Origin of the sequence: Streptomyces sp. NPDC049687 (genome assembly GCF_044465285.1) — a bacterium.
Classification (GTDB): Bacteria; Actinomycetota; Actinomycetes; order Streptomycetales; family Streptomycetaceae; genus Streptomyces.
In genome coordinates, this window is record NZ_JBITLN010000007.1 from 371541 (window position 1) to 396117 (window position 24577).

Here is a 24577-nt window from a genome sequence, read left to right on the forward strand (position 1 = left end):
ACGGCGCCTTCGGCTCCGGGTCGGTCGCCAGGCGGCCGTGGCGGTGGGCGTCCCGGAAGGCGTCCCTGCGCTCCGCCTCCCACATCGCCCCGCGCAGGGTGCCTTCGTACAGGAACCCGCACCGCTCGGCGATCCGGCAGGAGGCCTCGTGGCCGAGGGCGTGGCCCAGTTCCAGCCGGTGCAGTCCGACCTCGTCGAACGCCCAGCGGGCCGCGAGCAGCAGGGAGCGGGTGGCGACCTGCCGGCCGCGGGCCTCGGGCAGCACCCAGTACCCGACGATGCCGTTGCTCAGGATGCGGTCGATCGCGTTGACGGAGATCTGACCGAGGACGGTCCCGTCGGCGGCGTCCGTGACGCAGAAGGTCATGGCGAGTCCGGCGGCCACGTCCGCGGCCTTGGCCGCCAGCCCCTCCCGGGCACTGGCGGCGTCGGTGATCGTGCGCAGCGGGGTGTTCCAGCGGCGGAACTCGGGGTCGAGGTGTCCGCGCAGCCACGCGTCCACATCGGTGGCGGACTCGGAGTCCCAGTGCCGCAGGACAAGGCCGTACCCGTCAAGAACATCGGTCATCGGGCCATTCAACACCTCCGGTCCCGCCCCCACGCCGTCCTCGGGACCGGAGGGAGAGGACCGTCAGTCCCGCGCGAACCGCTCGAAGGCGTGGCTGAAGTACCAGGTGTCCTGGGCGATGCCGGAGCAGGAGTCGGAGCCCCCGGTGCCCACGCAGCCGCCGTTGTCGCGCTGGAGTGCCCAGAACGAGAGCGTGTTGATCCCCTTGGCCTCGGCCCACTTCTCCACGGTGACCGCGTCCTGCGTGGTGAAGGTCTCCTCGGGGCCGAAGTCGTCGATGCCGGGCATCTCGATGACGCCGATCATGTTCCACAGCTTCGCGGGGCTCTTCTTCGGGTAGAGCGCGGCCAGTTGGCCGTACAGCCCCTCGGCGGCCGTCTTGGTGTCGGCGGCCATGTCGTGGGTGGCGCCGTCCCAGTAGTCGAACGTCATGAGGTTGACGACGTCGACGCGCGCGCCGTTGTCGACGGCGTTCTTCAGCAGGGCCACGCCGTTGGCCGCGAGACCGGTCGTGGTGGTCGGCAGGGTGTAGGAGAACTGCACGCTGTGACCGGTCTGTTCGGCCCAGGCCTGCACCTCGGCGATGGCCTTGTTGCGGCGGTCGATCCCGGCGGCGTTGTCGATGGAGTCGCCCTCGATGTCGAGGTCGATGCGCGTGATGCCGTAGGTGGTGACGAGGCTCTCGTACACCGCGGCGATCGCGTCCACGCTGGTGCAGTTGTCCGCGAGTTCGGTGCCGGTCGTGTCGGCGGTCCATCCGCCGAAGGACGGGACGACGTTGCCGCCGCGTGCCTGGATCGTGGCGATGTCCTGCCCGAGGGTCGCCCGGGAGATCGGCTGGTCGGCCTCGCCGTTCCAGTAGGCGGTGCACGAGCCCGCCGCGGCCGTCTGCAGGAAGGCCAGGGTGAGGTACTTGTTGCCCGAGGCGGCGGCGAGCGCGGCCGGGCTCTCGCCGGCCCAGGCCTCGAAGTACGGCGCCGCCACATGGGCCGGCATGGGCTTCACGGGGGCGGGGAGGGAGTCCGGCGCGGCGAGCGCGCTCCCTCCCCCGAGTCCGGCAAGCCCGGCGGACAGCGCGGTGACGCTCAGACAGGACAGCAGCGCACGAACAGAACCAGGTCGTCTCACTGACGCTCCCAGGGGGAAGGGCGGGCGGGGACAGCGGAAGGACAGAACCGCGGGCCAGAACAGCGACCATGCTTGGACTAGACCATTTAACTGTCAAGGTTCTTTACAGTTAACTGACCCAAGGAAAAGGCCGTCAGCGCACCGATCAAGGGGACGACGGCCCCTACGTGTTCGCCCGACCACCTCACCGCGAGATCCCTCACCGAAGGACCTGAACAGCCCTCACACCAGCCGGAAGACCGGCACGCCCTCCCGGAAGTCCACCGCCAGCGCCATCCCGGCCGAGAGCTCGCCCGGCACCCCCGCCCCCACCACCTCGGTCGACATCCGCGGCCCCTCCGCGAGGTCGACGACCGCGGCGACGTACGGGGTGCGCTCCCCGAAGGGCGGCAGGTCGTTGCGGTGGACGACCGACCAGGTGTAGAGGGTGGCCCGGCCGCTCGCCCGCTCCCAGGTCACGTCCTCGCTCCAGCAGTACGGGCAGAACTCGCGGGGGTAGTGGTGGGCCCTCGCACAGGCTCCGCAGCGGCGGAGCAGCAGCGTGCCCTCGGCGGCCGCCTCCCAGTAGGTGCGCGTGAAGGCGTCGGCCTCGGGGAGGTCGTACCGGACGGACTCGGGACGGGCGCTCACCGGAAGAGTCCCAGCGCGCTGTCCACCGACCATGTCTGCCAGGCCATCCCGCCCAGCCCCACCACCGAGATCAGCGCCATCATGCCGTTCTGCCCCTGCTCGGCCCAGTCGTGGATCATGAGGACGAGGTAGATCAGGTTGAGCAGCAGACCGCCGGCCAGGGCGATCGGGGTCAGGAGGCCCGCTGTCAGGCCGACGCCCAGGGCGAGCTCCGCGTAGACGACGACGTACGCCATCACGCGCGGGCGCGGCTGGACGACCACCGCGAAGCCGGAGCGCACGGCGTTCCAGCGGTGCTTGGCCGCCACGTCCGCGGCCCAGGTGATGCCGGTGCCCTCGAACCAGCTCTTCTTCTCCTTGTGCCGCCAGCTCTCCAGCCACCACAGCCCGAGCCCGATCCGCAGCACCGCCAGCCACTGAGCACCGTCGAGCCAGATCGCATCCATGAATCTGACGGTACGTCAGATGACGGGATCCGGGAACCCCGGGCATGCCCGATGGGAGAACTCCCGGCGCCTCCGGGAGGCATCCCGGACGCGGCGGCGCCTGTTTCCCTTCACAGCTACCGACGCCGTCCGCTCGCGACGCCTGGCCCAAGCGCACCCGGACCGGGCGTCGCACCTTTTCCCGGAGCGCGTCCTCGCCTCCAGGCCTTCTCCACGACCAGGTGAAGTACGACACCGGTCCCACCCGCATCTCCCCCAAGCGTGATCGATCCGCAACCAATTCCGGTCTTGACCGAGACCCATCAACCTCCTGCGTGATTACGCTCGCGCTCATGGAAGACTCCGCACCGCCAGCGATCACCAGCGCGAACCCCGCCGACCGCCCCGTCTACGTCATCGGCGGCGGCCCCGGCGGACTCGCCACCGCGTACGCCCTGCGCGCGCACGGGATACGCGCCGTCGTCGTGGAGAAGGCCGACCGGGTCGGCGCGTCCTGGCGGCGCCACTACGACCGGCTGCATCTGCACACCACCCGCCGCCTCTCCGCCCTGCCGGGACTGAGGATGCCCCGCCGGTTCGGCCGCTGGGTGGCCCGCGAGAACGTGGTGCGGTACCTGGAGAAGTACGCCGAGGTCCACGAGCTGGAGATCGTCACCGGCGTCGAGGTCTCGCGGATCGAGCGCACCCCCGACGGCACCGGCTGGCTGCTGCACGCCACCGGCGGCCGCGAACTGACCGGCTCGGCGGTCGTCGTCGCCACCGGCTACAACCACACCCCCCTCCTGCCGGACTGGCCCGGCCGCTCCACGTTCTCCGGTGAACTCGTCCACGCCGCCGCCTACCGCAACGGCACGGCGTACGCCGGCCAGGACGTCCTCGTCGTCGGCGTCGGCAACACCGGTGCCGAGATCGCCGTCGACCTCGTGGAGAGCGGCGCCTCCCGCGTCCGGCTCGCCGTGCGCACCGTCCCGCACATCGTCCGCCGCTCCACCGCCGGCTGGGCCGCCCAGTACACCGCGATCCTCGTACGACGGCTGCCCGTCGGCCTCGTCGACCGGCTGGCCCGCCCGATGGCGAGACTCAGCGTGCCCGACCTGTCGGCGCACGGCCTGCCGCGCCCCGACACCGGCCTCTACAGCCGCGTGAGGGAGGGCGCGATCCCGGTGCAGGACGTCGGTCTGATCAACGCGATCCGCAAGGGCCGGGTCGAGGTGGTGGCCGCCGTGGAGAGCTTCGAGGACGGCAAGGTCGTCCTCACGGACGGCACCCGGATCTCCCCGGACGCCGTCGTCGCCGCCACCGGTTACGTCCGCGCCCTGGAGGACCTGGTCGGCCACCTCGACGTCCTCGACGAACGCGGCCGCCCGCTCGCCCACGGCCCGCGCACCGCCAAGAACGCGCCCGGCCTGTACTTCACCGGCTTCACCACCCCCATCAGCGGCACCCTCCGCGAGCTGTCCCTCGACGCGGAGCGGATCGCGAAGGCCATCCGCCGAGGGCTTCGCCAGGGCGTGCTCCAGAACACGCGCTAGACCCCCAACTCCTCTCCTTTCCCTGCCTGTTACACGTGTGTCAGATGTGACGAGAGCGTTGTGGCGCGCCCGCGCACGGCACCAGAATGTGAGCCCTGTTCACCTTTCCGGCTCCGCCCCCTCTCTACGGAGGACGCACGTGGCAAGTGAAAGACACCTCCCCCGCCGTTCCGTCGACGGCCTCTCCCGCCGCTCCCTGCTCGGCCGCACCGCCGCCGTGGCCGCCGGGGCCACCGCTCTCACCACGACCGCCGCCGGCACGGCGTCCGCGGCGGCCACCCGGAGCGTGGACGTCGCGATCGTCGGCGCCGGCCTCGCCGGCCTGACCGCGGCCCGCGACCTGGTGGCGGCCGGCAAGACGGTCGCCGTCCTGGAGGCCCGCGACCGGGTGGGCGGCCGGGTCCTCAACCTGTCCCTGGCCAACGGCGGGGTCACCGAGGGCGGCGGCGAGTTCATCGGCCCCACCCAGGACCGCATCAAGGCGCTCGCCGACTCCCTCGGCGTGGCCACCTTCGCCACCTACAACACCGGCAAGAACCTCCTCTACAAGGACGGCAAGAAAACCCCCTACGCCACCGACGGCCTGCTCGGCTCGGTCCCGCCCGTCGACGCGGCAGGCCTCGCCAACGCGGCGATCGTGCAGGCCTCCCTGGACGACATGGCCAAGACCATCCCGGTCGACGCGCCCTGGACCGCCGCGAAGGCCGAGGAGTGGGACCGGCAGACCTTCGAGACCTGGCTGCGCGCCAACGCCGTGATCCCGTCGGCCAAGTTCCTGCTGGACGTGGCCTGCACCTCGATCTTCTCGGCCGAACCCCGGGAACTCTCCCTCCTGTTCGTCCTCTTCTACATCGCCGCCGCCGGCAACGAGTCCACCGTCGGCACCCTCGAGCGCCTCACCGAGACCGCGAACGGCGCCCAGGAACTGCGCTTCGTCGGCGGCTCCCAGCTGGTGCCGGTCAAACTCGCCGCCACCCTCGGCGACCGGGTGGTGCTCAACGCCCCGGTGCGCACGATCAGCCAGTCCGGCGGCACGTACGTCGTGACGGCCGACGGCATCACGGTCACCGCCAAGAAGGTCGTCGTCGCCGCACCCCCGCCGCTCGCCGCCCGCATCACCTACGACCCGCTCCTCCCCGCCGGCCGCGACCAGCTCACCCAGCGCCTGCCGATGGCCTCGGTCGGCAAGGCGATCGCGATCTACGACACCCCCTTCTGGCGCGCCGACGGCCTCAACGGCCAGGTCGTCAGCGACACCGGCGTGGTCAGCTCCACCTTCGACAACTCCCCGCCCGACGCCTCGTACGGCGCCCTGATGGGCTTCATCGAGGCCGACAAGGCCCGGGAGTGGGACGCGGCGAGCGAGGCGGAGGTGAGGGCCGCCGTGCTGAAGGACTATGTGACGTACTTCGGCGAGAAAGCCGCCTCCCCCACCTCCTTCGTCCTGCAACGCTGGAACAACGAGGCCTACACCCGCGGCGGCCCCGTCTCCATCGCCGCGCCCGGTGTCCTGACCCAGTACGGCCCCGCCCTGCGCAAGCCCGTGGGCGGCATCCACTGGGCCGGCACCGAGACCTCGACGCACTGGATGGGCTTCATGGACGGTGCCGTCCGCTCGGGCGAGCGGGTGGCGAAGGAGGTACTGGCCGCGCTGTAGTCCCGTCCTTCGAAGGTCTGCTCCTTTCTCTGTGCACACCCATTCCTGACACACCGTCAGATAGGTAACCTGACAGTTCGTCAGTTACTTGGCAGTCACACAGGAGCGGGCGGACCGATGCTTGGATCAACCCACGGCACCCTCACCACCGACTCCCGCCGGGCCCGGGTCGTCGCATGCGGCGAGCAGCCCGGGCCCGCCGTCCACGGCCGGCCGGCCGACGTCGACGACCTGGACGTCAGCGGCCGCCCGTTGTATTCGACCGTCCCCGATCTCGACCGGTTCTTCCGGCCCGAGTCGGTGGCGGTCATCGGCGCCTCGGACGCCGAGGGCCGCCCGAACACCGGTGTCACCCGGCAGCTGGTGGGCTGGGCCGAGCGGGTGGGGGCGCGGCTGCATCCCGTGCACCCCACCCGCGAGTCCGTCTTCGGCATCCCCTGCACGGCGTCGGTCGCGGATCTGCCGGAGCAGGTCGACCTGGCCGTGCTCCTGGTCGCCGACCCGCTGCCCGTGATCGAGCAACTGGCCGAGGCGAAGGTGAGGTTCGCCGTCGTCTTCGCCTCCGGTTTCGCGGAGACGGGTGACGAGGGTGCGGCGGCACAGGCCCGTCTCGCGGCGGCCGTGGAACGCTCGGGGATCCGTCTGCTCGGCCCCAACACCAACCTCAACGCCTTCGAGCGCTTCCGGGACGACCTCACCGGCCCGTCCATCGCCCTGATCACCCAGTCCGGCCACCAGGGCCGTCCGGTCTTCGCCCTCCAGGAACTGGGTGTCCGCCTCTCCCACTGGGCCCCCACCGGCAACGAGGCCGATCTGGAGACCGCCGACTTCCTCTCCTACTTCGCCGAGCGCCCCGAGGTCGGTGCCATCGCCTGCTACGTGGAGGGCCTGAAGGACGGCCGCGCCTTCCTCCTCGCCGCCGACCGGGCGGCCCGGCGCGGGGTCCCGGTGGTCGCGGTCAAGGTGGGCCGCACCGAGACCGGCGCCCGCACCGCCGCCTCCCACACCGGCAAGCTGACCGGCGCGGACGAGGTGGTGGACGCGGCGATGCGGCAGTACGGCGTGATCCGCGTGGACGGCCTGGACGAACTCCAGGACACGGCCGCCCTGCTGGCCCGGGCCCGCCCGCCGCGGGCCGACGGCGTCGTCATCTACTCGATCTCGGGCGGTACCGGCGCCCACGCGGCCGACCTGGCGACGGCGGCGGGTCTGCGCCTGCCGCCCCTGTCGCCCGCCAGGCAGGCGGAGCTGCACCAGTGGATCCCCGAGTACCTGAACGTGGCCAACCCGGTCGACAACGGCGGGCACCCGGTGGGCGACTGGCGCGGCCGCAAGATCATCGACGCGATCCTCGCCGATCCGGCCGTCGGCGTCCTGATCTGTCCGATCACCGGCCCGTTCCCGCCACTGAGCGACCGTCTCGTGCAGGATCTGGTGGACGCGGCGGAGCAGACGGACAAGCTGGTGTGCGTGGTGTGGGGATCGCCGGTGGGCACGGAGGCCGCCTACCGCGAGGTGCTGTTGGGCTCCTCCCGGGTGGCGACCTTCCGCACCCTCGGCAACTGCATCACGGCGGTGCGCGCCCATCTCGACCACCACCGCTTCGTGAGCGGCTACCGCTCCCCCTTCGACCAGGCCCCGCGCACCCCGTCCCCGTCCTTCCGCAAGGCGCAGCTGCTGATGCGCCCGGGCCAGCAGCTGAGCGAACACGCGGCGAAGCAACTGCTTCGGGCGTACGGCATCCGGGTCCCGCGCGAGCAGCTGGTGACCAGCGCGGCGGCGGCAGTGCGGGCGGCGGGCCTGGTCGGCTACCCGGTCGTGATGAAGGCGTCCGGCGCGCAGATCGCCCACAAGACCGAGCTGGGCCTGGTGAAGATGGGCCTGACCTCGGCCAGCCAGGTCCGCGACACCTACCGCGAACTGACCGACATCGCCCGCTACGAGGGCGTCGCGCTCGACGGTGTCCTGGTCTGCCAGATGGTCGAGCGGGGTGTGGAGATGGTGGTCGGGATGACCCACGACGACCTCTTCGGCCCGACCGTCACGGTCGGCCTCGGCGGGGTCCTGGTGGAGGTCCTGCGCGACGCCGCCGTACGCGTACCGCCCTTCGGCGAGGACCAGGCCCGGGACATGCTCGCCGAACTCCGGGGGAGGACCCTGCTGGACGGCGTCCGGGGCCGCCCGCCCGCCGACGTGGACGCCCTCGTCGAGGTGGTCCTGCGGGTGCAGCGCATGGCGCTGGAGCTGGGGGACCACCTGGCGGAGCTCGACATCAACCCGCTCGTGGTCCTGCCGCGGGGGCAGGGAGCGGTGGCGCTGGACGCGTTGGCGGTGTGCAGCTGACATGAATGAGACGAACATGACCGATTACCCCCGTGAGTCGGCTGCTTCTGGAACATCCGGAGTGACCGGAACTCCCGACAAGCCGGAAAGTTCCCCTGACTCATTGGTACGGCACGCCACTGACAGTCACGTCTCGACCCTCACCCTCAACCGCCCCGAGACGCTCAACGCCATCACCCCTGACCAGCGCGAACGCCTCATCCAACTTTTTTCCGAGGCCTCCGCCGACCCCGCCGTGCGGGCCGTCGTCCTCACCGGCACCGGCCGCGGTTTCTGCGCCGGGGCGGATCTGCGGGGCGGGGCGTCGGCGGGGGAGCGCGTGGCCGGCGACGTGGCCCGCACGCTGCGCCTGGGCGCCCAGCGACTGATCGCGGCGGTCATGGACTGCGAGAAGCCGGTGATCGCGGCGGTGAACGGCACGGCCGCGGGCCTGGGCGCGCATCTCGCCCTCGCCTGCGACCTGGTCCTGGCCGCCGAATCGGCCCGGTTCATCGAGGTGTTCGTCCGCCGCGGCCTGGTCCCCGACGGCGGCGGCGCCTACCTCCTCCCCCGTCTGGTCGGCCCCCAGCGGGCCAAGGAGCTGATGTTCTTCGGCGACGCGCTCACCGCGCCGGACGCCGAGCGCCTCGGCCTGGTCAACCGGGTGGTCCCGGACGGCGAGCTGGAGAAGACGGCCCGCGACTGGGCGATCCGCCTGGCCAACGGCCCCACCCGCGCCCTGGCCCTCACCAAGCACCTGGTCAACGCCTCCCTCGACACCGACCGGGCCACGGCCTTCGCCGCCGAGGCCGCCGCGCAGGAGATCAACATGACGACGGCGGACGCGAGGGAGGGAGTGGCGAGTTTCGTGGAGCGGCGGGCGGCCCGGTTCGGGGGCCGGTGACGATCAGGCGGCGGCCGGCCGGAGGATCCGCAGCCCGGAAGCTGTGCCGCCCCGGCCGCCGCAGCCGCGGCCATGTCGGCGCCGGCCCCTTTTCGTCCCATTTTCGTGCGCATGCCACCCCACCCCATGGCGGGCAGCGTACGCGGCGTGCCGCCACGCCCGCCGGCCGCCACCGGGAGGCTCACACCCCTTCCTATCTGACATACCGTCAGCTTCAATGGGGACATGATGGGACACGCGGGAATGGCGGCCGCCGCCGTCCGTTACCTGAGGGCAGGCCCGGTCGAACCGTTGCCGCGCCCCGAACTGCGCTGCGTCCGCGAGGACGAACGAGCGCCGGTGGACCAGGGCGAATTCCGGCGGGTCCTGGGGAACTTCGCCTCCGGCGTGACCGTTGTCACGGCACCCGGCACCACCCCCGACGACACCCCCGCCGGCTTCGCCTGCCAGTCCTTCTCCTCCCTCTCCCTCGACCCGCCCCTGATCGCCTTCATGGTCGGCCGTACGTCCACGACCTGGCCGCGCATCGCCCGCGCGGGCGTCTTCTGCGTCAACGTGCTGGGCGCGAGCCAGGGCGCCCTGTGCCGCGCCTTCGCGAGGAGCGGCACGGACAAGTTCGCGGGCGTCGAGTACGACGCGTCCCCGGTGTCCTCCTCCCCCCGCCTCGCCGGCACGCTCGCCTGGATCGACTGCGCGATCCACGCCGTCCACACGGGCGGCGACCACCTCATCGTCGTGGGCCGGGTGGACGCCCTGGGGGCTCCGGACGGGGACGAGCCGCCGCTGCTGTTCCACCGGGGCCGGTTCCTCTGAGGAGCGAGCCCGCGCCGGTACGGCTCTCAGACCGCCGCAGGCACCGGTGACACCGGCCGCCGCCGGATCACCAGCGCCATCAGCGCCGCCGCCGCGCACAGCGCCCCCGACGCGTACCAGACCACGTCGTACGAGCCGAACACGTCCCGCGCCGCGCCCCCGAGGAAGGCCACCAGGGCCGCGCCCACCTGGTGGGAGGCCAGCACCCAGCCGAAGACGATGGCGCTGTCGTCGCCGTAGTGCTCGCGGCACAGGGCGAGGGTGGGCGGGACGGTGGCGACCCAGTCGAGGCCGTAGAAGACGATGAAGAAGATCATCGGGGGGTGGACGGCGGGGGCGAGCAGCATCGGGAGGAACAGCAGCGAGACGCCGCGCAGCGCGTAGTACACCGCCAGGAGCCGGCGCGGCGAGAAGCGGTCGGTGAACCAGCCGGAGGCGATCGTGCCGACGACGTCGAAGACGCCGATGACCGCCAGCAGGGAGGCCGCCGCCGTGACCGGCATGCCGTGGTCGTGGGCCGCCGGCACGAAGTGGGTCTGGACCAGGCCGTTCGTCGAGGCGCCGCAGATCGCGAAGGTGCCGGCGAGCAGCCAGAACGGTCCCGTGCGCACCGCCGAGAACAGGACCTGCACGGTCCGGCGCGCGGCTCCCCGCACCGCCGCCGGCTTCGGCACGAACTCCCGTGCGCCGTACGGCTTCGCGCCCACGTCCGCCGGGTGGTCGCGCAGCAGCAGCCAGACGAACGGGACCACGGCGAGGGCGGCCAGGGCGACCGTCACGGCAGCGGGGCGCCAGTCGTGGCGCGTGACGATCCAGGACAGCAGCGGCAGGAAGATCAGCTGGCCGGAGGCGGAGGCCGCGGTGAGGATGCCGCTGACCAGGCCCCGGCGTTCGGTGAACCAGCGGTTGGTGACCGTCGCGGCGAAGGCCAGTGCCATCGAGCCGGAACCGAGGCCGACCAGCAGGCCCCAGCAGAGGAGGAGTTGCCAGGCCGCCGTCATCCAGACCGTCAGGCCCGAGCCGAGCGCGATCACGGTGAGGGCCACGGCCACGACCCTGCGGATGCCGAAGCGGTCCATCAGCGCGGCCGCGAACGGCGCGGTCAGCCCGTACAGCGCGAGGTTGATCGAGACGGCCGCGCCGATCGTGCCGCGCGACCAGCCGAAGTCCGCGTGCAGCGGGTCGATGAGCAGACCGGGGAGGGAGCGGAAGGCGGCCGCACCGATGATCGTGACGAAGGTGACGGCGGCGACGAACCAGGCGCGGTGGATGCCGGGCCGGGAGGTGGGCTTCTGTTCCTCTATGGCTGCGGGAGCCTCGCTTGTCTGGGTCACGCCATAAAGAGTGCGGTGTCCGTCTCGGCGCGACGAGTGGCCCGAAGGCCAGCATTCATTAGGATCGGGCCATGAGCGCAGAGAGCGACCGTCCTCCCCACCGCGTCGTCGTCCTGGCCCTCGACGGCCTGCTCCCCTTCGAACTGGGCATCCCGCACCGCATCTTCGGCCGCCCCAAGGATGCCGAGGGCCGGCACCTGTACGAGGTCGTGACCTGCTCGATCCGGCCGCCGGGGCCGGTCGGGACGGACGCCGACTTCGCGATCATGGTCGAGCACGGCCCGGAGACCCTCGCCACCGCCGACACCGTCGTCGTCCCCGCCTCGTACGAGCTCGGCCCGGTGTTCGAGGAGGGCGTGCTGACCGAGGACCTGGCCGCCGCGCTCGCGCACATCCGCCCCGGCACCCGTCTCGCCTCCATCTGCACCGGCGTCTACGTCCTGGCCGCCGCCGGCTACCTCGACGGCCGCCCCGCGACCACCCACTGGGCCGACGCCGAAAATTTCCAGCGGCTCTTCCCGAAGGTCGACGTCGATCCGGACGTCCTGTTCATCGACGACGGCGACGTCCTCTCCTCCGCCGGTGTCGCCGCCGGCATCGACCTGTGCCTGCACATGGTCCGCCGCGACCACGGCACCGCCGTCGCCAACGACGTCGCCCGCCGCACGGTCGTACCGCCGTACCGCGACGGCGGTCAGGCGCAGTACATCGAGCGGCCCGTACCCGATCCGCAGCACACCGGCACGACCACCGCACGCGCGTGGGCGCTCGGCCGGCTGCACGAGCCGATCCAGCTGCGGGACATGGCCGCCCAGGAGGCCATGTCCGTACGGACCTTCACCCGCCGCTTCCGTGAGGAGACCGGGGTGAGCCCGGGGCATTGGCTGACCCAGCAGCGCGTCGAACGGGCCCGGCACCTGCTGGAGACCACCGACCTCTCCGTCGACCAGGTCGCCCGGGGCGCCGGCTTCGGCACCGCCCAGTCGATGCGACAGCACCTACAGACGGCCCTCGGAGTCACTCCGACCGCGTACCGCCGCACCTTCCGCAGCGGCAGCGGCGGTACGGGAGTCGGCGAGAGCGAGACCTACGGCGGTGTCGGCGCCCGGCGCTGACCGGGCAGCGGCGCGCCGCGCCTCGCCCCACCACCCGATCCCGGTCAGCGCCAGCGTCAGACCCACCCCTGCCAGGATCGCGGTCGACGGCGCCACCACCTGGAGCAGGGCACCGGCCAGCGATCCCGTCGCCGCGTAACCCGCTCCCGCGGCCGCGTACATGACCGAGTACCCCGCGGCCAGGGCGCCCGGCGGGAGGGCCTCGCGCAGGGACAGGTTGCGGGTGAGCATCGCGCCCGACTGGAGCGCGCCTCCCACCAACAGCGCCGGCGCGATCCCCGCCGCGTGCGGTATCAGCGCGGCGCACATGACGCAGACCGAGGTACCGGCCATCAGCACCACGCTGCGGGTGCGCAGCCGTCCCGGCCAACCGCGCAGACCGTAGAGGAAGGCGCCGAGCCCGCCGCCCACCGCCATCCCGGTCAGCAGCGGGCCGGACCAGCCGACGCCGACGCCCCGCTGTTCGAGCAGCGCCGGCAGGACGAGTTCGGCGAGGCCGAGCAGGGTCAGGCTCGCCGCACCCGTGACGTACACCGGCCAGGCGCCGGTCAGGACCCTCGGCAGCGACGCGCCCGCGCGGTCCTCACCACCCGTGTCGCCCGTGCCCCACGCGGCCGGAAGGAGCCACAGGCCCGCGACCGACGAGGCCATCAGGGCGGCGGCGAGGAGCAGCGGGACGCGCGGCGCGGCACCGAGGGCCAGGCCGGCGACCGCGGCCGGGGAGACGGCCCACACGCCGGCCGACAGTATCGACTCGACGGACAGCGCCTGCGCTGCGGCGTGTTCGGGCACCAGCTCGGTCAGCAGGGTGCGCAGCCCGCCGGTGGAGGCGGCCGGGGCGGCACCGGCCACGAACGCGAACACCCCGAGGACGACGGGATGCGCACCCGGTGAAACCCCCGGTCCCGCGAATCCGAGGGCTCCGAACGCCAGGCCGACGGCCAGATGAACGCGGGCCCGCTCAGGGCGTAACCGCATCCCGAGAACGGGGGCGCCCACGATCTCACCGATGACGTAGGCGGCCGCGAGGACCGCCCCCAGGGAGTAGCCGCCGGGACGCTCACGCACCAGGAACACCAGGGCCAGCGGGGCCATGGCGACGGGCGTGCGGGCGCCCACGGCGGTGCAGGCCCAGATCAGGACCTGCCGGGAGGCGACGTCGCGGTAGCTCATGAAACGACGGTAGGCGCCGGTACCGACAGCGCCCCGGGGATTTTCCGCGGCCTGTGGAAAACCGGCCAGGACCGGCCCGCCGAAACTCTTAGAACGTCAGTACGCCCCGAGCCACCCGCCCCGCCTCCGCGTCCGCCGTCGCCTTCTCGAAGTCCTCGACCGGGTAGGTCTGGGTGATGAGCTCGTCGAGGAGGAGGCGGCCGTCGCGGTAGAGGTCGGCGTAGAGGGCGATGTCGCGTTGGGGGCGGGAGGCGCCGTAGCGGCAGCCCAGGATGGACTTGTCCAGGAAGAGGGAGGAGACGAGGAAGGACGCCTCGGCCGTGGCAGGGGGAACGCCCAGCAGGACCGCCTGGCCGTGCCGGTCCAGCAGGTCGATCGCCGCACGGATCAGCTCCACCCTCCCCACGCACTCGAAGACATGGTCCGCACCCGTCGGCAGCACCTCCCGCACGCCCTCCGTGGACGTCAGGAAGTCCGTGGCCCCGAACCGCCGCGCCACCGCCTCCTTCGCCGGGTTGGCGTCGACCGCGACGATCCTCAGCGCACCCGCGATCCGCGCGCCCTGGAGGACGTTGAGCCCGATGCCGCCCGTCCCGATGACGACGACACTCTCCCCGCACCCCACCCGCGCGCGGTTGAGCACGGCACCCACCCCCGTCAGCACCCCGCAGCCGATCAGCGCGGCGGACGGCAGCGGGATGTCCTTCGGGATCCGCACCGCCTGCACGGCCTTCACGACGGTGCGTTCCGCGAAGGCCGAGTTGGACGCGAACTGGTACACCGGCCGCCCCGCGCGCGTGAACGGCTGCTGCGGCCGCCCGATCGCCTGCCGGCACATCGTCGGCCGCCCCCGGTCGCACTCCGCGCAGGTCCCGCAACTGGCGAGTGTGGACAGGGCGACATGGTCCCCCGGCACGACATGGGAGACCCCGGCCCCGACCGCCTCCACCACCCCCGCGCCCTCGTGCCCCAGCACCACCGGCGCCGGGAAGGGAATCGTCCCGTCGACCACCGACAGGTCGCTGTGGCACAGCCCGGCAGCGGAGATCGCGACGAGCACCTCACCGGGTCCCGGATCGCGGACGTCGAGATCGTCGACGACCTCCGCCCGCTTCCCGTCGAACAGCACGCCTCGCATCAGACGACCCCCTTGCGCTCTCTGGGCAGGCCGAGCACGCGCTCGGCGATGATCGTGCGCTGGATCTGGTCCGAGCCGCCGTAGATCGTGTCGGCCCGGGAGAACAGGAACAGGTGCTGGGTTTCGTCGAGTTCGTACGGTGACGCGGGCGTCCAGTCCGACGGACCCGCGCTCGCCGCCGGACCCCGCACCTGCACCGCGAGCTCCCCCAGCCGCTGATGCCAGCCCGCCCACAGCAGCTTGGCGACGCTCGGCGCGCCCGGTCCGCCGGAACCCCCCAGCGTGCGCAGCGCGTTCCACCGCATGGTCCGCAGCTCGGCCCACAGCCGCACCAGTCGGTCACGTACGACGGGGTCGTCGGCCGCGCCCGTCTCCACCGCCGTACGGATCACGCGCCCCAACTCGGCGGCGAAGCCGATCTGCTGGGCGAGCGTCGACACCCCGCGTTCGAAGCCGAGGAGGCTCATCGCGACCCGCCAGCCGTCGCCCACGGCGCCGACGACGTGCTCCACGCGTGCGTGTGCCCCGTCGAAGAAGACCTCGTTGAAGTCGCTGGTGCCGGTCATCTGCCGGATGGGCCGCACCTCGATCCGGCCCGGCTGGTCCATGGGGACGAGCAGGAAGGTCAGCCCGTGGTGACGCGTCGAGCCGGGGTCGGTGCGGGCGAGGACGAAGCACCAGTCGGCCTCATGCGCGAGGGAGGTCCAGATCTTCTGACCGGTGACACGGTACGTCCGGCCGTCGGGGGCGAGTTCGGCTCTCGTACGGACTCCGGCGAGGTCGGACCCGGCGCCGGGTTCGCTGTAGCCCTGGCACCAGAGTTCGGCGCCCGCCGCGATCGGGGGCAGGAACCGGGACTTCTGCTCGGCCGTACCGTGCGCGAGGAGGGTCGGCGCGAGCAGGTTCTCCCCGATGTGCCCGGAGCGGGCCGGCGCGGCCGACCGCGCGTACTCCTCGGCCCAGGCGACCTGCTGGGTGAGGCTGGCGGTCCGGTTCCCGTACCCGCCCTCCGACCACCCGAGCCCGATCCAGCCGGCGGCGCCCAGGGTGCGCTCCCAGGACCGGCGGTCCTGTCCTTGCCCGGCGTGCGCGTCGAGCCAGTCACGCGCTTCGGCACGGAACTCGTCGTCCTCTGCGGCGAACCCGAAATCCACGTTCAGCTCCTCGAGAAGCGGTTACTGCACCTACCCGGGGGCGCCGGCCGTATCGACAGGCGGCTCTCCGCGTGAACGCGGCCGGCCGCGACGAACCCGCACCCGCCGACGACTCCCGGCTCACCCGTTGGGCCGCGCCCCTTCCGCCGCCGCGCGAGCCATCTCCTCCAACCGCTCCAGCATCGGCATCGGATCCACCCCCACCGACCCCGGCAACGCCTCGGCGATCCGCGACGGCGTCCAGGACCCGCCCTCGGCGTACGCGGCGCGCAGCTCCCGCGGCTGTGCCCACACCGCGATCTTCGCACCGGCGACCGTGTAGACCTGTCCGGTTATCCCCAGCTCCCGCGCGCGGTCCGACAAGAGGAAAATCACCATCGCGGCGACATCCTCCGGCTCCCCGATCTCCGCCAGCTCCATCGGCACGCCCGCCGACATCCGCGTCCGAGCCACCGGCGCGACCGCGTTGGCGGTCACCCCGTACTTGTGGAGCCCGAGGGCGGCGCTCCGCACGAGGGAGATGATCCCGCCCTTCGCCGCGCTGTAGTTGGCCTGCGACACCGACCCCTGGTGGTTGCCGCTGGTGAAGCCGATCAGAGTGCCGGAGCGCTGTCGGCGCATCACCGCCGAAGCCGCCCGGAACACGGTGAACGTGCCCTTGAGATGGGTGGCGACGACCGGGTCCCACTCCTCCTCGGACATGTTGAACAGCATCCGCTCGCGCAGGATCCCGGCCACGCACACGACCCCGTCGAGCCGCCCGTACGCCTCCAGCGCCACGTCCACGACCCGCTGCCCGCCCGCCATCGTGGAGATGTCGTCGGCGACCGCGACGGCCTCGCCGCCCGCCGCCTCGATCTCCTTGACGACGGCCTCGGCGACCTCGCTCGTGGGCGCCGCGCCGTCCACGGCCACCCCGTAGTCGTTGACGACGACCCGCGCGCCCTCGGCCGCCGCCGCGAGCGCCACCGCCCGCCCGATACCCCGCCCCGCCCCGGTGACGGCGATGACCTTGCCGGTCAAGAAGTTCCCCACGCCCGGCCCCTTCCCGCAGTTTCTGACGGACCGTTAGATTTTATGTCCCGTCAGACAGTCGGAGACAAGCCCCGGGGAGCACCGATGTCACTGCCGCAGGCGTTCCAGGACATCGCCAAGCGCGTCAACAACTGGGGACGCTGGGGCCCCGACGACGAGATCGGCACCCTCAACCTGATCACCGACGAGGTCGTACGGGGCGCGGCGGCCGAGGTCCGCGCGGGCCGCCGGGTCCCGCTGGCCCTTCCCCTGCGCGAGGACGGTGTGCAGACGGGGCTCATCCCCGGGCGGGTCAACCCGTTGCACGCCATGGTGCAGATCAACCAGGAGATCTTCGGCCCCGGAACGGTGGCGTGCAGCGACGACGCCGTGACGATGGGCCTGCAGGCGGCCACCCACTGGGACGCGCTGACCCATGTCTCGCACTCGGGGAAGCTCTACAACGGCCGCCCGGCCGCGACCGTCACCGCGCACGGCGGCGCGGAGTTCAGCGGCATCGACAAGGCGCGGCACATCGTCTCGCGCGGGGTGCTGCTGGACGTGGCACGCGCGCGTGGCGTCGACCGGCTGGCGGGAGGGCACGCGGTCACCCCGGAGGACCTGGAGGCGGCGGAGGAACTGGCCGGTACGCGCGTGCGTGCCGGTGACATCGTGCTCGTACGGACCGGGCAGATCCAGCTGTACCTGGCCGGCGACAAGCACGGCTACGGCTTCCCCTCGCCCGGGCTGTCGGTCCGCACGCCGGAGTGGTTCCACGCGCGCGATGTGGCCGCCGTGGCGAACGACACCCTGACCTTCGAGATCTTCCCGCCGGAGATCGAGGACCTGTGGCTGCCCGTGCACGCGCTGGACCTCGTGGAGATGGGGATGCTGCAGGGCCAGAACTGGAATCTCGAGGAATTGTCCACAGCCTGTGGAGAAGAGGGCCGCTACACGTTCCTGCTCTCGGCGATGCCCGAGCCGTTCGTCGGCGGCACCGGAACTCCGGTGGCGCCCGTGGCCGTTCTCTGATTCCCCCGGACATGTTGGATGGCGGCGCGCCGCTGCCCGCCCCGAGCACGGCACCGCGCGCCGCCATCCGACCCCGGCGTCCCCGCCCCCGTTCCCCTCCGACCCCGAGAGGCCCGACGCCGCATCGCGACCCGCACTCGGCGAGGGCCTCCGTCACCGAAGCCCTCGTCGTCCCCTCGCGGCGGATCGCTGACCACAAGCGTGATCAAACGGACATGCCGCGTCAACACCCGAACGGGGATTTGTTACTTACGCCCTATTTCCCATAGGCGCGCACGGAAGCACGTCCGGGCGCACCGAGGCCGCTCCGGCACGGCTCGACAGCGCTTTCTGCGACCGTGCACCGCCCCCGACGGACTTTGCACCCCGTGCACCCGCCGCCCCCTGTCAGACGACCTCGAACGCGCGCCCCTCGAACGCCGGCTCCGGGCGCACCGGCGCCTTCGAGTACACCGGCTCCGGGAAGGCCGTACCCCGGCGGTCCGTCACGCTCTCGCGGTCGGCGGCGCTCCGGCACTCCACGGCGCCGCCGTGCCCCGCGACGCTCCCGAGGTCCGCCGCGCTCTCGGCGGGCTCCTCGCAGCGGTCCAGTTCGCACCAGATGCGCTTGCCGCCGCCCTCCACGCTCCAGCCCCAGCGGTCCGCGAGACAGTCGACGAGGGCCAGGCCCCGGCCGCCCGTCGCGTCGTCGCCCACGCACCGGGGCACGGGGGCCCGGTCGCTGGTGTCGGCGACCTCCAGACGGACGGTGGCCGCCCCGTCCACCGCACCCGGCCCGCCGCCCGGCAGGGACAGCCGCACGACGGCCGGACAGCCGGTGTGCACCACGGCGTTGGTGACGAGTTCGGAGACGAGCAGGATCAACGTCTCGGCGAGCGACTCGTCGTCCCCTATGCCGGACCCGGCAAGGCGCGAACGGGCCCACCTCCGTGCGCGCCCCACTTCTGCGGGGTCGGGCCGGATCTCCAGCTGCACTTGAAGCACCTGCACCGCTCACACCATCCGAACCGGCGGACACATGGCCGTGCGCCACGCAAGCCACGCGAGCCGCGTGTGCACCATGACGACGGGGGCCACGATCGTAGCCATTTTCTGCATGGCCAGAACAACAGCCAGAGGCAGCGTGACGGAACGTGAATCCCTTACGAGACAGCTTGGTTGACGTACAGTCACCTCAACAAGCGCTTCGGGCATATTCCAGCGCGAAGGAGTACTCGTGCGGCATACTGTGCGACGCCCGCCCCCCGGAGTCGAACAGGCGCGGGCCACCGGCCCGTCCGCCCTGCGAGCAGCGGCACGCACCGCCGGATTCGGCACCGCCCCAGGGGCACCACCGGCATGGCTCATGCTCGGAACCACTCGCATCCCACAGAAGGTACCGGAGCGACCCGCCGACTCCGGGCCGTGACGGGTCACGCATCGGACACAACCCGAAATCAACGCTCCGTGATTCCGGTATGCCACAATCCGCGACACTCCGAGGACGGTCCGGCCCGCGCAGGGCGGTCATCGCAGGCAGACGCGCTACCGGCCCGCCCCGGCCAGCAGTTCCGCCGCGAGCAGTTCCTCACTCTCCGTCCCGCCACCCGCACGCCGGGTACGCACCCAGGCCCGCTTCAGCAGCAGGTGCACGTCCGCCTCCCAGGTGAACCCCATGCCGCCGTGCACCTGGAGACAGTCGCGGGCGCCGCGTACGGCGGCCTCGTCGGCGAGAAGCCGGGCGGCCGCGATGTCGGCCGGATCGGCGGTGACGGCGGCCGCGTAGACCGCCGCACGGGCCACCTCGACCCGTACCAGGAGTTCGGCGCACAGATGCTTGACCGCCTGGAAGGCGCCGATCGGCTGCCCGAACTGCTCACGCGCCCGGGCGTGTTGCACGGCCAGCTCACACGCGCGCGTGGCCGTGCCGAGTTGCTCGGCGGCGGTGAGCAGGACGGCGACCGGGTGCGCGGCACCGGACGCGGAAACCCTGTGCAGGGGCGTCAACGGGTCCACCGACCGAAGGGGTACGGCGTCCGAGGCGTCGCCCCCGTGGACCACGTCCGCCTCCGTCAGCCACTCCACCAGCCCCCCGCCGTCGACGGCCGTGACGACCGTCTCGCCCTCGGCCGCGCCGGGGACACGGCCGGCCGCGAGGTGCGTGGCCACCAGGGGCCCCGGCAGCAGCGCCCGGCCCGCCTCCTCGAACACCACCACCGCCTCGGGCAGCCCGAGCCCGACCCCGCCGTCCGACTCGGGCAGCCGCAGCGCGAAGAACCCGGCCGCGCCCAACTCCCGCCACAGCGCCCGGTCGAGCCCGGGCCGCTCCACCGCCGCCCGCAGCGCCTCCCGGTCGAACCGCCGCGCCAGCAGCTCCCGTACGCCCTGCTTCAACGCACGCTGGTCGTCTGTCAGTTGGAAGCGCATGTCGTACGGTCACCGCCCCTTCGGCAGCCCCAGGATCCGTTCCGCCACGATGTTCCGCTGGATCTGCGAGGTCCCGGCCGCGATGGTGTACGACAGCGAGGAGAGCCGGTCGAGCACCCAGGGCCGGTCGAGATCGAGGGCCGCGTCGCCGAGGACCTCGGCAGCGGCGTCGTACAGCTCCTGACGGGCGTGCGAGTACCTCAGTTTGAAAACCGAACCCCCTACGCCGGGGACGCCGCCCTCCGAGGCCTCGCTCACGTTCCACTGGGTCAGCCGCCACAGCGCCCGGAACTCCGCCTCCAGGAGGCCGAGCCGCCGTCGCAGTGCCGGATCGTCCCAGCGCCCGTTCGCGCGGGCCTGGCGGGCGAGTTCGCCGAGCACGCGACGACAGGCGACGACCTCGCCGACGAACGCCGTGCCGCGCTCGAAGGACAGCGTCACCATCGTCACCCGCCAGCCGTCGTTCTCGTCCCCGACCCGGTTGGCGACCGGCACCCGCACCTCGTCGAGGAACACCTCGGCGAACTCCGCGGACCCGGCGAGCGTCCGCAGCGGCCGTACGGTGATCCCGGGGGCGTCCATGGGCATCGCCAGCCAGGTGATGCCCCGGTGCTTGGCCGCCGTCGGGTCCGTCCGCACCAACAGCTCGCACCAGTCGGCGACTTCGGCGTGCGAGGTCCATATCTTGGAACCGCTCACCACGTAGTCGTCGCCGTCGCGCCACGCGCGCGTGCGCAGCGACGCGAGGTCCGAGCCGGCGTCGGGCTCGCTGAAGCCCTGGCACCAGACCTCCTCCCCGCGCAGGACGGGCGGCAGCCAGCGCTCCCGCTGCGCCGCCGTGCCCTCCGCGGCGATCGTGGGCCCGGCGTGCAGCAGTCCGACGAAGTTGGCCCCCACGTAAGGGGCGCCGGCCTTCTCCGTCTCCTCCAGGAAGATGAGCCGCACGGTCGGGGCGGCGTCCCAGTGCACGTGCGCGTACCCGGCGTCGTACAGCATCCGCTGCCAGCCGAGGTCGTAGGCGCGGCGGCCCGGCCAGTCGTCCGGGGACGGCTTCGGCGGCAGGGTGGGCAGCGCCTTGCCGAGCCAGTCCCGCAGCCGGGCGCGGAACTCGGCGTCCTCGGGGGTGTCCGAGAGGTCCATCAGGACCTAGCCAGGGGACGCCCCGCTTTAGCGGGGTGGGGAATGGCTTCTGAGCCCTGTTCTGACCTCAACTGCGTGCAGGGATCCGCACTGTTCACCTGGGCCCACCTCTCTGCCGCATTAGACCTGCGGCGTGTGTATAGCGATCGTGTGGCCGTGACCAGGAAGGTTCGCCGATTCTCCGGCGGCGTGTACGACCTCGGGCTCCACGTCGTGTGGTGCCCGAAGTACCGCCGTCCGGTCCTCGGCGGCCGGGTCGCGGAACGACTGGACGAACTGATCCGGCAGAAGGCAGACGAACGCGGGTGGGAGATCATCGCCCTTGAGGTGATGCCCGACCACGTGCACCTGTTCGTGAAGCACGACCCGAAGTCGTCGGCCTCGTACGTGGCGAACCAGTTCAAGGGCTTCACGTCCCGCGTGCTGCGCGAGGAGTTCCCGCACCTGAAGTCGCGGATGCCCACGCTGTGGTCGTCGTCGTACTTCGCGGCCTCGGTGGGCGCCGTGTCGGCGGCCACGGTCGAGAAGTACATCAACACCCAGTGGGAACGCCCGTGGAAGAAGGGGGACGGCTCGTGATCCGCGCGTACGAGTTCCTCCTGCGCCCCACGGCCCGTCAGACGGCAGCGCTCGGCGAGATGCTGCGCGACCACTGCTCCCTCTACAACGGCGCGCTGCAAGAGCGCCGGGACGCCTACCGGCACACCTCGAAGACCAGCGTCCGGTACGGCGACCAGTCCGCCCAGCTCAAGGAGATCCGCGCGTTCGATCCCGAGCGGCAGGGCCGCTGGTCGTTCTCCTCCCAGCAAGCCACCCTGCGCCGCCTGGACAAGGCGTTCCAGGCGTTCTTCCGCCGCGTCAAGGCCGGACAGACGCCGGGCTACCCGCGCTTCAAGGGCGTCGGGCACTTCGACACCGTCACCTTCCCCAAGGACGGCGACGGCTGCCGCTGGGACTCCGCCCCCCACGACGCGCAGACCCGCGTCCGTCTGCAAGGTGTCGGGCATGTCCGCGTGCACCGGCATCGGCCCGTGCAGGGCCGCGTCAGGACGATCTCGGTCAAGCGTGAGGGGAACCGTTGGTACGTCGTCCTCTCCTGCGACAACGTGCCCGCCGAGCAACTGCCGCCCACCGGGGCGATCGTCGGTGTCGACATGGGCGTCGCTCACTTCCTGACCACCTCGGACGGCGAACACGTCGCCAACCCGCGCTTCCTCCAAGCGATGGCCGGCGAGCTGGCCGAAGCGCAGCGGCACCTCGCGACGTTCCCGAAGCGGACCCGGCAGCGCACCAAGCGCCACCGCGCCGCCGCCCGGAAGGTCGCCAAGCTGCACGGCAGGATCCGGCGGCAGCGCGCCGACTTCCACCACAAGACCGCCCGTACGCTGATCGCCGGCCACGACGTGATCGCCCACGAGCGGCTCACCACGGCGGGTATGACCAAGAGCCCCGCACCCAAGGCCGACCCTGAGCAGCCCGGCAGCTTCCTGCCGAACGGTGCCGCCGCGAAGGCCGGACTCAACCGCGGCATCCTCGACGCGGGTTGGGCACAGTTCCTCGCAATCCTGGCGAACAAGGCTGAGAGTGCCGGTCGCCTGGTGGTTGCGGTGGACGCGCGCAACACCTCCCGCACGTGCCCCGAGTGCGGGCATGTCGCGAAGGAGAACCGCGCCACCCAAGCGAAGTTCGCATGCACGGCGTGCGGGTTCGCGGCGAACGCGGACCACGTCGGCGCGGCGAACGTCCTCAACAGGGCCGGGCTGGCCCTCTGCGCGGCGGCCTAGCCACCGACGCAGGAAGCCCGCGCGTTTACACGTGGGTGGAGTCACCAGGTGTCGAGGTCCAGGTCCAGCATGCGGATCGCGTTGCCCCGCATCAGCTTGTAGACCGTCTCGTCGTCGAGGCCCTTGACGTGGTCGAGGGCGACCTCCTTGGTGTGCGGGAACGTCGAGTCGACGTGCGGGTAGTCGGTCTCGAAGGTGGCGTTGTCCCGGCCCACCACGTCCAGGGACGCGACCCCGTGCTTGTCGCGGAAGAAGCAGCAGTAGATCTGCCGGTAGTAGTACGTCGACGGCGGCTCGGGGACGAGGTCCCTGACCCCGCCCCAGGCCCGGTGTTCCTCCCAGACGTCGTCGGCGCGCTCCAGGGCGTACGGGATCCAGCCCATCTGACCCTCGGAGTAGGCGAGTTTGAGGCGCGGGAAGCGGACCAGGACACCGCTGAAGAGGTAGTCCATCATCGAGGCCATGGCGTTGTTGAAGGACAGGGAGGCCTGGACGGCGGGGGGCGCGTCGGGCGAGGCGGCCGGCATCTGCGAGCTGCTGCCGATGTGCATGTTGACGACCGTCCCCGTCTCCTCGCACACCGCGAAGAACGGGTCCCAGTAGCCGGAGTGGATGGACGGCAGCCCCAGGTGGGTGGGGATCTCGGAGAAGGTGACCGCGCGCACCCCGCGGGCCGCGTTGCGCCGGATCTCCGCCACCGCCAGGTCGATGTCCCACAGCGGGATCAGGCACAGCGGGATGAGACGGCCGCCGCTGTCGCCGCACCACTCCTCGACCATCCAGTCGTTGTAGGCGCGCACGCAGGCCAGCGCGACCTCCTTGTCGTGCGCCTCGGCGAAGGTCTGTCCGCAGAAGCGGGGGAAGGACGGGAAGCAGAGGCTGGCCTCGACATGGTTGAGGTCCATGTCGGCGAGGCGCGCCTTGGGGTCCCAGCAGCCGCGCCGCATCTCCTCCCTCGTGATCCCCTCCAGGGTCATCTCGTCCCGGTCGAAGCCGACGGCGGCGATGTTGCGCTTGTACGGGAACTTCAGGTCCTCGTAGATCCACCAGTCGGTGGGCGGACCGTCCGGGTCCATCGTGATCTGGTACTTCCCGCCGACGTAGGCCAGCTCACCGATCCCGGCGGTGAGGGCCTGCGGCCCGCGCTCCCGGTACTTCTGCGGCAGCCAGGTCGCGAAGAGATGCGCCGGTTCGATCACATGGTCGTCGACGCTGACGATGCGCGGCAGTTCGGTCATGGAACCCCCACTCGTGAACCGATGTAAACCCATTATCTGATGGACCGTC

22 protein-coding genes are annotated in these 24577 nt (G+C 71.9%); 9 read left to right on the forward strand and 13 right to left on the reverse strand.

Features of this window, described 5'->3' with window-relative positions:
* The 4 genes from ACIBVL_RS23330 to ACIBVL_RS23345 all read right to left on the reverse strand — a co-directional run.
* The coding region (locus ACIBVL_RS23330; protein ID WP_399099262.1) for a GNAT family N-acetyltransferase at positions 1–568 on the reverse strand (568 nt) is incomplete at its 3' end.
* A 63-nt stretch (positions 569–631) separates the two neighbouring features.
* Entirely contained in the window at positions 632–1696 is a 1065-nt protein-coding gene (locus tag ACIBVL_RS23335) for a chitinase (protein ID WP_399099264.1), read from the reverse strand.
* Positions 1697–1918: 222 nt separating this feature from the next.
* Complete coding sequence (locus ACIBVL_RS23340) at positions 1919–2326, reverse strand: Zn-ribbon domain-containing OB-fold protein (protein ID WP_399099266.1); 408 nt, start codon at positions 2324–2326, stop codon at positions 1919–1921.
* Positions 2323–2772 (reverse strand): DoxX family protein, encoded by a 450-nt coding sequence (locus ACIBVL_RS23345; protein ID WP_399099268.1) that lies wholly within the window; start codon positions 2770–2772, stop codon positions 2323–2325. Before ACIBVL_RS23345 ends, ACIBVL_RS23340 begins: the two co-directional genes overlap by 4 nt.
* 332 nt (positions 2773–3104) lie before the next feature.
* On the opposite strand from ACIBVL_RS23345, the gene ACIBVL_RS23350 reads away from it, so the two are divergent.
* The 5 genes from ACIBVL_RS23350 to ACIBVL_RS23370 all read left to right on the forward strand — a co-directional run bounded on the left by ACIBVL_RS23350 (position 3105) and on the right by ACIBVL_RS23370 (position 10000).
* Positions 3105–4304, forward strand: coding sequence for a flavin-containing monooxygenase (locus tag ACIBVL_RS23350; protein WP_399099270.1), 1200 nt, complete (start codon positions 3105–3107; stop codon positions 4302–4304).
* A 139-nt stretch (positions 4305–4443) separates the two neighbouring features.
* A complete protein-coding gene (locus ACIBVL_RS23355) occupies positions 4444–5961 on the forward strand; it encodes a flavin monoamine oxidase family protein (RefSeq protein WP_399099272.1) in 1518 nt (505 codons plus the stop codon).
* Between the two features lie 117 nt (positions 5962–6078).
* A complete protein-coding gene (locus tag ACIBVL_RS23360; RefSeq protein WP_399099274.1) occupies positions 6079–8304 on the forward strand; it encodes an acetate--CoA ligase family protein in 2226 nt (741 codons plus the stop codon).
* A 16-nt stretch (positions 8305–8320) separates the two neighbouring features.
* Positions 8321–9187, forward strand: coding sequence for an enoyl-CoA hydratase/isomerase family protein (locus ACIBVL_RS23365; protein ID WP_399099276.1), 867 nt, complete (start codon positions 8321–8323; stop codon positions 9185–9187).
* A 228-nt stretch (positions 9188–9415) separates the two neighbouring features.
* Positions 9416–10000, forward strand: coding sequence for a flavin reductase family protein (locus ACIBVL_RS23370; RefSeq protein ID WP_399099530.1), 585 nt, complete (start codon positions 9416–9418; stop codon positions 9998–10000).
* Positions 10001–10026: 26 nt separating this feature from the next.
* Here the strand turns inward: ACIBVL_RS23370 and ACIBVL_RS23375 are convergent, their stop codons facing one another.
* Positions 10027–11334 carry an MFS transporter gene (locus tag ACIBVL_RS23375; protein WP_399099278.1) on the reverse strand — a complete coding sequence of 436 codons (1308 nt, stop codon included), beginning with the start codon at positions 11332–11334 and terminating at the stop codon, positions 10027–10029.
* A 71-nt stretch (positions 11335–11405) separates the two neighbouring features.
* Between ACIBVL_RS23375 and ACIBVL_RS23380 the strand changes: the two genes are divergently transcribed.
* A complete protein-coding gene (locus ACIBVL_RS23380; protein ID WP_399099280.1) occupies positions 11406–12449 on the forward strand; it encodes a GlxA family transcriptional regulator in 1044 nt (347 codons plus the stop codon).
* On the opposite strand, the gene ACIBVL_RS23385 is transcribed toward ACIBVL_RS23380, so the two are convergent.
* The 4 genes from ACIBVL_RS23385 to ACIBVL_RS23400 form a co-directional block, all read right to left on the reverse strand.
* Positions 12333–13622, reverse strand: coding sequence for an MFS transporter (locus ACIBVL_RS23385; protein ID WP_399099282.1), 1290 nt, complete (start codon positions 13620–13622; stop codon positions 12333–12335). The two genes, ACIBVL_RS23380 and ACIBVL_RS23385, sit on opposite strands and share 117 nt — an antisense overlap.
* Positions 13623–13710: 88 nt before the next feature.
* A complete protein-coding gene (locus ACIBVL_RS23390) occupies positions 13711–14760 on the reverse strand; it encodes a Zn-dependent alcohol dehydrogenase (RefSeq protein WP_399099284.1) in 1050 nt (349 codons plus the stop codon).
* Positions 14760–15914, reverse strand: a complete 1155-nt coding sequence (locus tag ACIBVL_RS23395) for an acyl-CoA dehydrogenase family protein (protein ID WP_399099286.1) — start codon at positions 15912–15914, stop codon at positions 14760–14762. Before ACIBVL_RS23395 ends, ACIBVL_RS23390 begins: the two co-directional genes overlap by 1 nt.
* 120 nt (positions 15915–16034) lie before the next feature.
* The gene (locus ACIBVL_RS23400; protein WP_399099288.1) at positions 16035–16949 is read right to left on the reverse strand and encodes an SDR family oxidoreductase; all 915 of its coding nucleotides are present in this window, start codon (positions 16947–16949) and stop codon (positions 16035–16037) included.
* Positions 16950–17033: 84 nt separating this feature from the next.
* Here ACIBVL_RS23400 and ACIBVL_RS23405 point away from each other — a divergent pair, with 84 nt between their 5' ends.
* Positions 17034–17960 (forward strand): cyclase family protein, encoded by a 927-nt coding sequence (locus ACIBVL_RS23405; protein ID WP_399099290.1) that lies wholly within the window; start codon positions 17034–17036, stop codon positions 17958–17960.
* 387 nt (positions 17961–18347) lie between these two features.
* On the opposite strand, the gene ACIBVL_RS23410 is transcribed toward ACIBVL_RS23405, so the two are convergent.
* The 3 genes from ACIBVL_RS23410 to ACIBVL_RS23420 all read right to left on the reverse strand — a co-directional run bounded on the left by ACIBVL_RS23410 (position 18348) and on the right by ACIBVL_RS23420 (position 21506).
* Positions 18348–18935 carry an ATP-binding protein gene (locus ACIBVL_RS23410; RefSeq protein ID WP_399099532.1) on the reverse strand — a complete coding sequence of 196 codons (588 nt, stop codon included), beginning with the start codon at positions 18933–18935 and terminating at the stop codon, positions 18348–18350.
* A gap of 549 nt (positions 18936–19484) precedes the next feature.
* Complete coding sequence (locus tag ACIBVL_RS23415; protein ID WP_399099293.1) at positions 19485–20366, reverse strand: acyl-CoA dehydrogenase family protein; 882 nt, start codon at positions 20364–20366, stop codon at positions 19485–19487.
* A 9-nt stretch (positions 20367–20375) separates the two neighbouring features.
* Positions 20376–21506, reverse strand: coding sequence for an acyl-CoA dehydrogenase family protein (locus ACIBVL_RS23420; RefSeq protein WP_399099296.1), 1131 nt, complete (start codon positions 21504–21506; stop codon positions 20376–20378).
* 150 nt (positions 21507–21656) lie between these two features.
* Between ACIBVL_RS23420 and tnpA the strand changes: the two genes are divergently transcribed.
* Both tnpA and ACIBVL_RS23430 read left to right on the forward strand, forming a co-directional pair.
* Positions 21657–22085, forward strand: coding sequence for an IS200/IS605 family transposase (gene tnpA / locus ACIBVL_RS23425; protein WP_392614371.1), 429 nt, complete (start codon positions 21657–21659; stop codon positions 22083–22085).
* Positions 22082–23290: an RNA-guided endonuclease InsQ/TnpB family protein gene (locus ACIBVL_RS23430; RefSeq protein WP_399099299.1), complete on the forward strand. Its 1209-nt coding sequence runs from the start codon at positions 22082–22084 to the stop codon at positions 23288–23290. The genes tnpA and ACIBVL_RS23430 overlap by 4 nt, the downstream gene beginning before the upstream one ends.
* Positions 23291–23331: 41 nt before the next feature.
* Here the strand turns inward: ACIBVL_RS23430 and ACIBVL_RS23435 are convergent, their stop codons facing one another.
* A complete protein-coding gene (locus ACIBVL_RS23435) occupies positions 23332–24528 on the reverse strand; it encodes an amidohydrolase family protein (protein WP_399099301.1) in 1197 nt (398 codons plus the stop codon).
* Positions 24529–24577: the final 49 nt, after the last annotated feature.